Source organism: Roseibium sp. MMSF_3544 (assembly GCF_030732845.1).
In the GTDB taxonomy this organism is placed as follows: Bacteria; Pseudomonadota; Alphaproteobacteria; order Rhizobiales; family Stappiaceae; genus Roseibium.
In genome coordinates this window covers 550,672-564,588 of sequence record NZ_JASHKA010000001.1, presented here as the reverse complement: position 1 = coordinate 564,588, position 13,917 = coordinate 550,672, and the positions used below count along the sequence as shown (strand labels likewise).

9 protein-coding genes are annotated in these 13,917 nt (G+C 57.1%); 1 reads left to right on the top strand and 8 read right to left on the bottom strand.

What is annotated here, in order from left to right:
- Positions 1 to 134: 134 nt before the first annotated feature.
- The 8 genes from metF to RBB47_RS02495 all read right to left on the bottom strand — a co-directional run bounded on the left by metF (position 135) and on the right by RBB47_RS02495 (position 13,268).
- Entirely contained in the window at positions 135 to 1,046 is a 912-nt protein-coding gene (gene metF / locus RBB47_RS02530) for a methylenetetrahydrofolate reductase [NAD(P)H] (protein ID WP_305984152.1), read from the bottom strand.
- Position 1,047: 1 nt separating this feature from the next.
- A complete protein-coding gene (locus RBB47_RS02525) occupies positions 1,048 to 2,058 on the bottom strand; it encodes a metalloregulator ArsR/SmtB family transcription factor (protein WP_305984151.1) in 1,011 nt (336 codons plus the stop codon).
- Positions 2,059 to 2,173: 115 nt separating this feature from the next.
- Positions 2,174 to 3,049 (bottom strand): LysR substrate-binding domain-containing protein, encoded by an 876-nt coding sequence (locus RBB47_RS02520; protein ID WP_305984150.1) that lies wholly within the window; start codon positions 3,047 to 3,049, stop codon positions 2,174 to 2,176.
- A gap of 473 nt (positions 3,050 to 3,522) precedes the next feature.
- Positions 3,523 to 4,401: a hypothetical protein gene (locus tag RBB47_RS02515; RefSeq protein WP_305984149.1), complete on the bottom strand. Its 879-nt coding sequence runs from the start codon at positions 4,399 to 4,401 to the stop codon at positions 3,523 to 3,525.
- Between the two features lie 15 nt (positions 4,402 to 4,416).
- Complete coding sequence (locus RBB47_RS02510; protein ID WP_305984148.1) at positions 4,417 to 5,424, bottom strand: hypothetical protein; 1,008 nt, start codon at positions 5,422 to 5,424, stop codon at positions 4,417 to 4,419.
- 173 nt (positions 5,425 to 5,597) lie between these two features.
- Positions 5,598 to 7,958 (bottom strand): mechanosensitive ion channel domain-containing protein, encoded by a 2,361-nt coding sequence (locus RBB47_RS02505; RefSeq protein ID WP_305984147.1) that lies wholly within the window; start codon positions 7,956 to 7,958, stop codon positions 5,598 to 5,600.
- Positions 7,959 to 8,168: 210 nt separating this feature from the next.
- Positions 8,169 to 9,254 (bottom strand): DUF2336 domain-containing protein, encoded by a 1,086-nt coding sequence (locus RBB47_RS02500; RefSeq protein ID WP_305984146.1) that lies wholly within the window; start codon positions 9,252 to 9,254, stop codon positions 8,169 to 8,171.
- A gap of 492 nt (positions 9,255 to 9,746) precedes the next feature.
- Positions 9,747 to 13,268 (bottom strand): indolepyruvate ferredoxin oxidoreductase family protein, encoded by a 3,522-nt coding sequence (locus RBB47_RS02495; RefSeq protein WP_305984145.1) that lies wholly within the window; start codon positions 13,266 to 13,268, stop codon positions 9,747 to 9,749.
- A 146-nt stretch (positions 13,269 to 13,414) separates the two neighbouring features.
- Here RBB47_RS02495 and RBB47_RS02490 point away from each other — a divergent pair, with 146 nt between their 5' ends.
- Positions 13,415 to 13,894, top strand: a complete 480-nt coding sequence (locus RBB47_RS02490; RefSeq protein WP_248159419.1) for an Lrp/AsnC family transcriptional regulator — start codon at positions 13,415 to 13,417, stop codon at positions 13,892 to 13,894.
- Positions 13,895 to 13,917 lie beyond the last annotated feature (23 nt).

Sequence of the window (13,917 nt, the reverse complement as noted above, 5' to 3'; positions counted from 1 at the left end):
CGGATTTTCGCTGCACTGCGTCCAGTGTGACGACAGAAAATCCGAGGCATATTCTCGGTGCAGTCTCAGATCCGGGTTCAGATCTGCCGTTTGGAGACCAGTCAATCGTGCTGGTACATGCCCGGCTGTCCCTTTCAGGCGGCCAGGTTTTCCGGTTCGTGCTGTCCCATGCCGAGCATGTGGCAGATCGCAAAGGTCAGGTCGGCCCGGTTCATGGTGTAAAAGTGAAAGTCGCTGATACCCCGGTCGACCAGATCCATGACCTGCTCACACGCAATCGAAACTCCGACCAGCTTCCGTGTCTCCGGATCGTTCTTGAGCCCGGCGAACCGGCGCGCGACCCATTGCGGGATCGATGTGCCGCATTTGGCCGAGAACACCATGGTCTGTTCAAAATTGTGGATCGGCAGGATCCCCGGCACCACCGGAATGTTGATCCCGGCCGCAGCAATCCGGTCCAGATACTCGTCGAAAACGTCGTTGTCGAAGAAGTACTGGGTGATTATCCGGTCGGCCCCCGCATCCACCTTGCGCTTCAGATTGTCGATCTCGCTCTGCCAGTTTCCGCTTTCCGGGTGCTTTTCCGGATAGCCGGAAACGGAAATGTCGAAATTGGCAATTCTCTTGATCCCTTCAACCAGATCGGACGCATAGGCATAACCGTTTCCATGCGGCACATAGCGGCTGCCGATCCCCTCAAGCGGATCTCCGCGCAAAGCGACCAGGCTGCGGACACCAAGATCCCAGTAGTCTTTGACGATCGCATCGACCTCTTCGCGCGACGCACCGACACAGGTCAGGTGGGCCGCCGGGCTGAGGTCGGTTTCCGTCAGAATACGCTCGACCGTGCGATGCGTCCGCTCGCGTGTCGATCCGCCTGCACCATAGGTCACAGAGACAAAGGACGGATTGAGCGGCGCCAGACGCTGAACAGTGCTCCATAGCGTTTCCGCCATCTTGTCCGATTTCGGCGGGAAGAACTCAAAGGACGCCGTGATAGGCGACGGTGCAGCCTGGTGGGATAAACGGGAGGAGAATTCAGTCATATCAGGCGACCTCTCGGGACGTGTCGCGCGCGGGCCAGTCAGTGACGACACGCCGATCACGGGCAAGCCAAAGCGTTACGGTAAGGTTGTTGTCGGTGTCTTCACCGGGAACGAGGTCCGTGACCTGTTCCAGATCGAGTTCAAGCGCTTCCAGCCACCGCTCCATCTGGTCATGGGCGAAGCCGAGCCGGCGATGCGCATGGCTGTCACGCAGGAATTCCAGCTCGTGCGGAGCAAAGTCGACGATCATCAGGCGGCCGCCCGGGCGCAGCGCGCGCGCCGCTTCGCTCAGCGCGCGGGATGGCTCGTCCAGAAAGTGCAAAACCTGGTGGATCGCGACAACATCGAAGGAACGCGGCGGCACATTCAGTGCATAGACATCGCCGTGGCGAACCTGCGCATTGCCAAGGCCAGCCTTGGCAAGATTTGCCCGGGCCACTGCCAGCATGTCGTGAGAGGCATCTACCCCGAGCGCGGAGGTATACTGGTCTGCAAAAACCTCAAGCAGGCGGCCGGTTCCGGTGCCAAGATCAAGGAAGGACTGAAACGGTGTGTCGCCAAGCGCCGCGCGCATGGCCGCTTCCACGTCTTCTTCAGATACATGAAGCGAACGCTCGCGATCCCAGGTAAGCGCGCGCGCAGCAAAGTAGGCAGCAGCTTCTTCCGCTTTCGCCTTGCGGATTGCCCGAAAGCGTTCCTGATCGGCAGACAGGACCGGATCGTCCTTCGAAATGCGTTCGACAAGACCACGCACAAGCTCGCCTTCCGGGCCATCGGCAAGTCGGTAGTAGACCCAGGACCCTTCCGGAAACCGCCGGATCAGATCGGCTTCGGCAAGCAGTTTAAGGTGGCGGGAAATCCTCGGCTGGCTTTGACCAAGAATTGCGGTGGCATCCTTTACGGTCAGTTCGCTTTCCGCCAGCAACGCGATCAGCCGAAGTCGCGTTGTTTCGCCGACTGCCCTGAGGGCGGTCAGCGTGTCTTCCACGGAAAGGGTCGTTTCTTCAGTCATGCACTCAGCCGTATGCTTCCTAGGCATCAATGTCGATATAAAGATATCTTTATATCAATCATCAGATCGATGCAAGCAATAGAAACAAATGCGACGCGATTTGGTCTGAAATCGACTAATTGAACTCTTCTTCCTCCTCTATCAGCCAGTCCAGAAAAGAACGCGTAAGCGATTGTTGCGGCTGGCGGCCGGTCACGATGGCGCCGAAACCATTCTCGATCCGGTGAAATCCGAACGGCGCAACCAACCTTCCATCCGCCAGTTCCTCCTCAACGAGCCGTTTTTCGACCAGCGCGGCGCCAAACCCTGCAAGGGTTGCCTCTATGACAAGAAATGTATGCGGATAGGCCCGGCTCGATTTCGACTCTATCTGGATACCGGTACGCCGCGCGTACTCTCCCCAGACATCTCCGGTGAGTTCCTGAACGCATCGGCGCTCAACCGAGATTTTGTCCCCTTGAATTTCCGTTTTCAGGCCCGGCGCATGAACAATCCCGAAGGCAACATCTCCAAGACGCTCGATGTCTTCGCGGTCGCCGAAGTCCCAGCGCAGCCTGTCCCACGTCAGGATCAGATCGGCTTCCGGGTCCGTTATGCGCGATTTTCCGGTCATCTTGAAGTTCACCTGCGCCTCCGGATTGCGCTGATAGAACCGGGGCATACGCGGCATCAGCCAGCGCATAGCAAACGTCGCGCTGACGCCGATATCAAGACTGTTGCTCTGCGAGCGCGCTTTGAGGTTTCTCCAGGCACTTTCAAGCTCCTGAAAGGCAGGTTGCACTGCCTTTGCAAGCAAAGCCCCTTCCTCGGTCGGGCGAACACCTGACCCAACCTTTTCAAACAATGGCAAGCCGGCCATTTCCGATAGATGCGCGATTTGTTTGCTTACCGCTCCATGCGTCCGTCCAAGCTCCTCTGCGGCTGCACTCATGGACCCGAGGCGCACCGTTGCCTCAAAAGCGGGAAGCGCGTTGAGCGGTGGCAATTTCATGCTGGTCTCTCCTGTCGGTCTGGACGTTGAAACTACCGCAAACTCGCAGAAGGAGGTTGTGATCATTACTCACAATAGAGAGAAAATTTCTCCTTCGACATTGAAGCCATCTGGCGGCATTGTCGGACAGACCCAGGCAACGCTCAGGGTTGGCACCATGAGAAAATATCCAAATCACGCGCAATTGCAGAATAAGTCACGCCGACAAAGCTCCGCTCTGGTTCTGCCGGAGGTTGAGCCCACGTTCGTAAGTGCGCACAAACCTGTTCCTGTTTCTCACAAGAAATCTATCTTCAGCCTGCTTCGAACGCTCTGGATCGAGTGGCGAAACCGCAGGCGATTTGTCAAAGAAAGAGACCGGTTGGTGAGATCTGAACCAGACAGCGTGCTTGAGGATCTCGGCCTTTCGCGCGCGGAATTGGAAACATATCCCTATCGCCGTGGCACGGCGCAAAGGCGAAAGGCCGCAGAGATCATTCCTCTTGAAGAGGAGCGGCAGCGCCAGCCAGCATATGGTCGAACGTGCCGTCCTGAACGCAGGCGGGAAGATCGCCTGACGGGATAAGCTCTGTTCCGACCAGTTCGCGTTCGTAAAGCTTGCGGATATCGCTGGTATCCACCGTCTGACCGTGTACGACCGACTCCAGTTTGGTCTTGAAGGCTTCCAAGCCGCCCATTGAAGAAAAATGCCAGCCGGCATCCGGAATGATTTTCACAGGTTTGCTGATACCGGACAAGTTGTTGTTCCGGACCCTTAAAAACGGCTGAGCGGCAAAATCCGGAATATAGGATTTCTTTGTCATGCGCGCCTTGGTCCGGCGCAACTGCTGCGGTGTGGTCAGGTATTTGCGCTCGATCATTCGCGAGCCAAGCAGCCATGTCTTGCCCGGTACGATCCGGTCGAGATGATGTTTGTGCAGACTTTGCTCAAAGACGAGCAGCCTGTTTTTGAATACACGCCTTGCCAGCACATCCGCGAGGACGGGAGCCCGCACTATTTCGTCCACGTCCGAGAGCAGAACAAGGTCGTCAGGCTGACAGTTCTCGAGCGCCTGGGCGATACAGTTCCGCTGGTAATTCTCCCGTTCCCAGTCTTTTTGCCGCCGGTTTTTGTAAACGCCCAGCGCCGCCGGGAGCTCCTCCGGAAAGCGGACCTGCAGATCAATGATCTTGTCAGCCCAAGGCGCAAACCGGTCCCGGTTCTCGTCGAAATAAAATGGCTTGGGTGATCCGCGCTGTGTTTGGTCTGCTTCAACAAGCACAAATCGATCGACGCTTGCTGCCATCTCCCGCAGGCGGATTTCCAAGAGGTCGAACTCGTTGTGAAATACAAAGCAGTCGTACAGCATCATTGTTCAAGACGTTTCCTAAAGGCTCTTCCACAACCTGAATTTTCCCCGAAGCGCTTTTTCCTGCAAAAACCGCTTCGCCGTGAAACTCGCCGGAAGCCGAAGATCAGCCGCCGAATAGGATCCCGACAGGAAAGCCTCATCAAACCGCTTCATCACGGCTTCGGGTCTATACGGTGCAACGGACGCGCGCGCCAGATCCATATCCTTCAGATCGGGAGCATAGCCGGTCAGCAGGCGCAAAAGGTCACCCCGTGTTCGGTACAGCCACTCCGATTTCGGCGTCATATGGACATGGTTCTGATCCATGCCCCCTGCCCAGCTGAAAACGGGTTTGCCGAAATAGAGAAACTCGGCAATCGCCAAGCCAAAGCTTTCACCGATCTTCTTCGCATTCAGACCAGCATCGCAACTTGCGATGAAACGTGTCTTTTCCTCGGGGGCGACAATCGGGGGCAAAAAGCGAGCGCGCGGGTGATCGATAAACTTTTCCGTATTCACGAACAGAAAGTGGAGATCCGACCGGCGCTCAAGTGCGCTGCCGACGGCGTCCAGAGCAAACGGCACATTAAACTGATCGAAACCGCCATAGCGCCCGACCACGAACGCGTCCGCGGGAATACCGAGGTCGGAGCGAAGGGTCCCGGCAGGTTCGGGCAAATCAACAATATGCGGTACGGCGGGAGCCCGCCCGCCGGTCATCCACTCGGCAAGCCAATCGGAAACATAGGCGTAGACATCGCCATGAGGTTCGAAGTGCCGGAATACCGCGTGAACACCGTTGCGGTTCGCACTGATATTCAAAGGCCGTTCACGTCCGTCTCGAATGAAGTAGCAAAAATCCAGTTTGTCCCCTTCGCTGACCTTGCGTTCATTCATGCCGGGTGCGATCGGAACAACGCGCAAGGACTTGCGGAATTTCTCGACGACCGACGGGTCGCTGCTGGACTCAAGGTAATAGACGAAGGCCTCATGGCCCAAGATTTCCTGCACGCCAATCGCGTAGTCATAAAGAGCAACGCTCATCCCACGTTCGTTTATGGCTCTGGCGTCAAATCCGATCCGCATTCCGGTCCTGTCTAAAGGGCTCTGGATAGTCTGCGGGACCGATATCGGATTTCATTCTCAAGGTCCATGGAATTGCGCCCCGCCCGGCAAAAGAAGCGCGAGCAAGCCCGCGCCTCCTTCCAAGACAGTGTTTAAAGCTGCTCTTCTGCAGGATCGCTGCCCGCTTCGTCTGGATCGAAAATCCCTGCGGCACCGCCGCCGCCGGCGGCCGCGGCAGCCTGAACGGCGGCCCTGGCCGCTGCCTGGGCAGTTTCGGGAGAGACCTGTTCGTTTTCACCGTCTGAACCGGCCACGCGCACAGTCACCTGGCGATGCGCGAACTTGATACCGTTCTTTTCGAAAAGGTCACGCAGCCCCGCATAAACAACCTTGCGCAGCTCGAACTGCTTGCCGGGCTTGGTCGTGAATTTGACCCGCGCGATCATGGCCGAATCTTCCATCGACAAGATGCCTTGCGACTTCAGAGGCGCCAGGAACATCGGCCCGTAATACTCGTCGTCCAGAAGCTCCTTGCCAAAATTCTTGATGAGCTTGCGCATCTTGTCGACATCCGTGTCGTAGGTCACCCGGAAGGCGAGCTTCATGACAGCCCAGTCGCGCGAGAAATTCTCAACCTGCTGGATCTCGCCAAACGGAATCGTAGTCAGCGCGCCGCGGTGGTGGCGCAACTGCATCGAGCGGATCGAGATTTTTTCCACAACCCCCTTGGCACTGCCGATATCGATATACTCCCCTTTCCGGAAGGCATCATCGAGCAGATAGAAAGCGCCTGAGAAAATATCGCGAATGAGCGTCTGCGCGCCGAAGCCAATGGCCAGACCAACCACACCGGCACCTGCAAAGAGCGGGGCAATGTTCACGCCAAGCTCCGACAGCACAACCATTGCGGCGATCACGACGATCGTAATCAAGAGGAAGTTCCGGAAGATCGGCAGAAGCGTTGCGATCCGGCTTTCGCCGGTTCCGCCAACCTCGGCCTCCTCGTCCTTTTCAGCAGGCGCTTCCTTGGCGATTTGCCGGTCGATGACGATCTTGACCGCTTCATAGGCCATGTAGCCGAGGAACATCACCAGCAGGACTTCGACAAAGGACCCTATCAGGGAGCTGCTGCCCGCCAAGGGAACGCCCCACATCGCAGCCAGCAAATCCAACGATCCGAAGAGGACAATGATCGACGCTCCACGGTCAAACAGGTCGCGGAAAGGCGACCTTTCCGCTTCCCGGTCGGCCGCTTCGGCACGGGCCTGAGCCAGCGCACTTTCCGCGTCGTCTTCGGTTCCTTCGCTTTCTTCTGCGCGCTTGATGTCTTCAACGATTTTCGCCTGCGCATCGGGCGTGTCGAGCCGGGGAAGAAGGAACTTGTCGATGAGCAGGATCAGGATCCCGTAAGCGATCGCAGCCAGCAGCATCACCTGCAACGGTGCCCCCACAAGCCCGGTCGCATCCGGAAGATCCAGCAAGATCCGTACTGCGGAGATCCCCCAGGCAATCACGAAATAGATGATCGCTGCGAAGTGCCAGATATTTGCCAGAACCTTGCGCCACATTGGAACGGCGCCGTCCTCATCCCCGCGGATCAGCCTTGCAATTACTTTGCGGTAGGCAATTGAAATTCCGATCAGGATGATCATCGACAACGCGGATGCGCCGATCAGGGCAATCTTGTGTGCATCCTCCGAAAGCCCGAGCCGCTCCATCCAAAGGCAGAAGCCGATGGAAAAAAGCGAGATGGCGCTGCCGACAAGGAGCGCGCGGTATAGACCATTGGCTTCCTCGCCAGACATGTTCAGAAGCCGATGGCTGTCTGCATCCGGCGCTAGCAGGTTGAGAAAGATGATCCGAAACACCATGAAGGCCGCCAGCACGCCGAACACGACAAGCGCTGTTTCGTTGGCAGCTTCCAGACCGGAGCCGACCATCAGATAGATGATCACGGCGACGACAAAGAACAAAGCCACACCGACGATCATCAGGATCGCCCGCAACAGCAGATAAACAATCTTGTCCGACCTGCTGATAACGTCAGACCTGTAGCTGTTTCTGAACTGACGGCGCCCCCAGCGCCCCAGCAGCGTCATGGCCAGAATACCGAAAATCACACCGGCAGCGATGTCGATCAGGGCAACTGGAATCCAGTTCAGTCCCCTGTCCTCACCTTCTGCCTTGAGCGTCGTGAGCATCGTCTGATGGATGACCGGAATTTCGCCCAGGATCTTCTTGAAGACATCCCGCGCCGAAACAGCGTGATCGACAAACTCGTCGACATTCTGAACGAAACCGTCCCCTTCTTCTTCAGGCTCAACGTGGGCGCTGGACGTTTCCGTTGCAGCGGCAGCCGCACCGTCTGTATCGGACTTTTCCGCGTCGCTCTCCGACTCCATTCCGCTGATCACGCCGGTGATCCCCTGGGCCTGCGCCGGCTTGTTTGCGAACGAAAACACCAAGAGGGCCGCGACAATGAGCGTTGCAAGCCCGGCCGCAAGGTATGTCATGAAGGCGCGCAAACGGGATGGAGGGAAAAGGGTTACAGAGGAATGCATTTCAGCCCCGTACGAGTCGAAGTTATTGTTGTTGCCTCTGTTAAGCACGGTTCCGCAATTTTTTAAAGAAACCAGTCAGCCATCATCCGAAAGCCGGCAAGCAAAAAGCCCGGCATCAATATGCCGGGCCTGACGTTTTCCGATAGATGTCCGCCTAAATGTTCAACCGACGACGTCGTTGTTCCAATGGGCCATCTTGCGTTTGGCTTCGGCAACACTCAACCGGCTGAATTGCGCCATTGCCTCGCTCCGCACTTCGGGTGTCAGCCGGTGGCGCCACGGACCGATAGAAAGCAATGCCCCCACGGAGATCGATGAAAAACCGTAGGCCTTGGCCAATATGATGAAGGCCTCGGGATTCGCGCTGACCATGCAATGGCTGAGTTCTTCCACGTCACAGCGAACCAGATAGGCGAAGGTCACGACGACTTCGGCAAACCGGTCTTCGGAGGCGAAACGGCGAAGCGCCGCCTCGTTCACCATGCCGCGCTTGGCCAGCAGGAGCACTCGGCTCTTGGCCGTTTCGAAATCGTACCGTCCCAGCCAGTATTGGTTGGACATGTGTTTTGCCGCGATGTCGGCCGCCTCGCCCACGAGTTCGGCTTCTTCGGTCCGTCCGGACTCCCGCAGTTTTTTGCGCACCTCATCGCTGGCGATCGCAACAAGACTGGCAATATGCGCCTCGGCGAGATCTCCGCGATCGCTCAAGAAATTCTGCAAGGTCGCGTCCGAAGCCGCGTCGCTGATAAGGGATTGCATGGACGTGTCGGAAAGGCTGGCGCCGTCATTGCTCGCCACCTTGCGTTTCACCTTCAGGTCGCCTTCCTGGACCAGGATATCGGTCACGTTTTCGGACAGGACTTCGCGCTGTGCAATTGCATAACGATGCGAGTTGCCGCGTTTTTCGGCGATCGCGATCAGATCTTCGTCGTTCAAAATGGTTGACCGGACGAGGATAGGCTCGGCTATTTCAATCTCGTCATCAGCAAGTCGGCGGATGGTGTCCTGCGGTCCGCGCCGCAAACCGGACATCTGCTCTGCCACGTATTTGCGAACTTCCGCCTCGACCATGTCGACAAGGCGAAAGAGAACCGAGTCGTAGATGCCGACCTGCTCATCCGAACACCGTTCCGAGGTGAGGGCAAAAAGTGTGGCGACATGCCGGGCCAATTCCGCCCTGCGGGCGCTTCCAGCTTCACCGGTAAGCTCAGAAAAGTTCACCAGTTCTGTTTTCAACGCTTCACTCATGCTTCGATACCAGCTTTCAGGTTTGGTGCCATCGCGGCATTGGTATCGAAAATGGATCTGAGTACTAAAGAAGAGCCGAAAACGATCGTCGGGAATGTAATCGTCTTTGTAGAAAATTTTCCGAAAATTCGATTAAGCTCGTATGCATACACAATAACTCCCTGAAAGTTATAAGCAAAGTCGGTTGCAACTCACGTTGCAGCAACCAGGTTTCACACAGGAAAAAAATTGTAAATTCGATCTAAAAATTTTTGTTGCTTTCTCGGATTTACCGGCGATTTCACAACCTTGGCAGGTTTTCGGGGAAAAACCGCCATATCCCGGGCAAATGCGACCGCAACGCACGAGTGCTTCAAGGGTCTGGACGCCCTCTCCATGAGCGTAGTCAGGGGCAACTTCTGTGGTCTGATCGCTTCAGACAAATTTGGGTCCTGAAACACAAAATCGGCGCCAAAGGCGCCGATGTTCCAAGCTCACTTTCGGTATTGATGGCTACTCGGCTGCTTCCAGAAACGTACCGGCAATGTTGCGGTTGTCGCCTCCGTCACTGTCCGTCTTGTTCAGCTGATCCAGAAGCACCTCTCGCTTGTCGGCAGCTTTCTTGAGGTTTGCCTCCTTAACCGGACCGAACCCGCGCACAAGATCGGGAACGCGTGCCAGCTCGACCAGAAGGCCGTAATTGCTGTCTGGCAGGCGATTGAGAACCTCCGCAATATCTTTCGTGTATTGCAAGATCAGCTCACGCTCCGCCTTGCGCTCCGACGTCCGGCCGAATGGGTCGTACCATTTACCCCGCATTCCCTTGAACTTTGCCAGAATGCCGAAAGCGCGGAAGATCCAGGGACCGAAAGCGATTTTCTCTGGGCACCCGGTTTTCGGGTCCTTGCGATGCGCGAGTATCGGAGGAGCGAGGTGAACCTTGACTTTCCTTGGGTTTTCAAACCGCTGGGCAATCTTTTGCTTGAATGCCGGGTCGGCGTAGAGGCGCGCAACCTCGTACTCATCCTTGTAGGCCATAACCTTGAAGAGCATGTCTGCAACGGTCTGTGTCAGCCGCATGGTTCCCGGCCCATGCGCTTCATCTGCAGCTTTCACCTTCTCAACGAGATCACGATACCGGGCCGCGTAGGTGGCATCCTGATAAGCGGTGAGTTCTCTTTCGTTAAACGCGATCTTGCCGTCGAGGCTGAAGCTTTGTGGTTTCACCTCGGCAGGAAGGGCACTCAACAGTTTCGCCGGCTCGGCAGCAAGCACGCGCCCTGCCCGGAACGCCTTGACATTATTGGCAACTGCCGCGCCGTTTAGTTCAAGCGCGGTTTCGATCGCGTAATCGGAGATCGGCAGCGCGCCACTTTGGAATGCCATTCCAACAAGAAGCATGTTTGCATAGATGGCGTCACCCAGAAGCTTCTCGGCAATATCAGCTGCGTTCATTGCCTGATAAGCACCTGACGCTTCGCGAAGTGCCGTATCCATCCGCTGTTCGTCAAAGGAGAGTGTCTGTTTCAGCACGAACTCGGCGGTCGGCGCCACCTTCGTGTTGGCAACCGTCACGGTGTGACCGCGGCGCGCCAGTGCAAGCTGGTCCGCATTGGTGGCAACAACCATGTCGCTTGCGAGCATCAGATCGAGGCTCGCCGTCGGCACACGCGGTCCTTCAATTGATCTGTCGCTGGAGGCGAAGCGGATATGCGACGTCACCGGCCCGCCCTTTTGCGCCAGGCCGGTCATATCGAGGGTCGAGGCCTGTTTGCCGTCCACATGCGCCGCCATTGCCAGAACCGCGCTGATCGTGGTGACGCCCATGCCGCCGATCCCGGCAACGAGTGCGTTGTAGGTTTCATCGAGCGACGCCAGCACCGGCTGCGGCAGGCTTTCAACAAGCGCGTCGACATCCACATCCGCTTTTTGGGGTTTGCGCAGGGCTGCACCGTCGATTTCAACGAAGGACGGACAGAACCCCTTGATGCAGGAAAAGTCTTTGTTGCAGCTGGATTGGTTGATCACCCGCTTCTCACCGAAAGGTGTTGCGAGCGGTTCAACGGAAAGGCAGTTGGACTGCACCGAACAGTCGCCGCATCCTTCACAGACCCGGTCGTTGATGAAAAGCCGCATGTCCGGATCGGCAAACTGGCCGCGTTTGCGCCGCCGGCGTTTTTCCGCAGCGCAGGTCTGATCATAAACGATGACGGAGACGCCGTTGAAGTCCTGCAACTCCTTTTGGACGTCCATCAGCTCATCGCGATGATGGATCTTCGTGCCCGGCGCAACCGGTGTCCAAGACCCGAAGTTTTCCGGATTTTCCGAAACGACCGCAATCCGCTCGACACCTTCCGCTTCGAGCTGACGGGTGATCTGGGGTACGGTCAGCTGGCCGTCCACTTTCTGACCGCCGGTCATCGCAACGGCGTCGTTGTAGAGGATTTTGTACGTAATCGGCACATTTGACGCGAGTGCCTGGCGGATAGCGAGGATTCCGGAGTGGAAATAGGTCCCGTCACCCACATTGGCAAAGACATGCGTGTCACCCGAAAATGGCTGCTGACCGACCCAGAGGACACCCTCGCCTCCCATGGCGATTTGACCTTCGGTCGTGCGGCCCGCCATTTCCGTCATGGCGTGACAACCAATGCCGGGCATGGAGCGTGAGCCTTCCGGGGTCTTGGTTGACGTGGAATGCGGACATCCGGAACAAAAATAGGGAATGCGTGCGGCCCGTTCTGCGTGACCCTGCGCCCACATGACCTGCTTGGTCATCCGGTTCGCGACCGCACCCATGTCTTCCGTCACCAATTCCTGCGGCAGCCAGGCCATGAGGCCCTTGATCAGTTCGGCGACCGAGAGTTCAAGAACATCCGAAAGGAACGGTGAACCGTCCGGACGCCGCTTGCCCCAGATTTCTGGGCGGCTCATTTCCGGCCAGTGATAGGAGATGTTCTTGATCTGAGTTTCCATGAAGGCGCGCTTGTGCTCAACGACCAGCAGGCGCTCTGCACCGCGTGCAAATTCCCTCAAGCCAAGCGGTTCCATGGGCCAGGTCATGGCAACCTTGTAAACAGCGAGCCCGATCGCCTTGGCAAGGTCTTCCGTAACGCCCATGAGGTTCAGCGCCTGCAAGAGGTCACGATACGCCTTGCCGGAAGCGACAATCCCGAGCTTGACCTGGCCGCGCGTGCCGAACGTGACACGATCCAACCCGTTGGTACGGACATAGTTCTGGGCTGCCGGTATCCGCAGATCGCGAACAAGGCGCTCAGTTTCCAGCCGGTTGCCAAGCAACAGGTCGCGGTTCTGGCGATAGTCCTTGCGCGGATCTCCGTCCAGCGGCCGGATCAGACGCAATCGGTCTGGCGAAACATTGATCGTTGCGGAAGCATCCATCGTATCGGCGATACAGATCAGAGCCGTCCACAAGCTGGTGAAACGGGACATCTCAAGGCCATGCAGACCGTAGTCGAGCACCTCCTGAATATCCGCGGGGTTGAGCACCGGAATCTCGGCATGCTCGAAAAAGAATTCGCTCTGCGCCGGCAAAATGGAGGATTTGGCGAGGTGATCGTCACCTGCAAGCGCGAGCACGCCGCCATTGCGGTCGGTACCGGATGCATTCGCCTGGCGCAGGACATCACCGGCCCTGTCGACACCAGGCGCCTTGCCGTACCAGACGCCGAACACGCCGTCGTAGTCTGTAGGACGGCCAACGCCGCCTTCTCCGCGCAGCTTTTGGCTGCCCCAGACGGCGGTTGCACCAAGTTCTTCGTTTACACCTGGCTTGAAGATCACATCATGGGCATCAAGATGCCGACCTGCCCGCATAAGTTCGGTGTCGTAGCCTGCAAGCGGCGAACCACGGTACCCGGATACAAAGCCACCGGTCTGCAATCCAGCCTGCCGGTCCAGCCTGGCCCGGTCCAGCAAAAGACGGACAAGCGCCTGAATACCCGTTAGATACACCTGTCCTTCTGCCGCGACATACTTGTCGTCCAGGCTCACGGTTGGCATATGAACGTTCATTCGGCGTCCTCCAGAAACGTGGTTCTTTGCGGCTGCGCCTCCCCGCAACCAGTTCTATGAGTAATATCATCCTTTTCGCGGGCAATTTCTGTGCTATCGTCACGGGCAATGACCCGCAAACCGCACAAAAATTCCTAAAATAGCCAATGACCGATAAATATCTTCTCGACCCGTCCGACATTCGTGTTCTCCGAGTCTTGCAGAGGGACGCATCGCTCTCGATCGCGGAAGTCGCGAAAGAGGCCGGCATGAGCCAGACACCTTGCTGGCGGCGGATCAAACGCCTCAAGGAACAGGGCATCATCCGCCAGATCACTGCGATAATCGACCGGGAATCCGTTGGTCTCGGCTTTGTCGCCTATTCTTTCGTAAAGCTTGCCGTGCCGAGCCGGGAAAATATGGAGACGTTCGACAAGCTGGTGCATCATTGGCCCGAAGTCGTCACATGTGAGCGCATCACCGGAGCAGTCGACTACCTGATCAAGGTGGTCACCGACGACATCAAGACATACGACAATTTTCTGCGCTTGAAGCTTTTGGACAACACGCTTGTTTCGGACGTCCAGTCCCGCATTGTTGTTAACACGGTCAAGGATACCGTCGCTCTGCCGCTCCGGGAAAACTAGGACAAAACACACACAATCTGTCT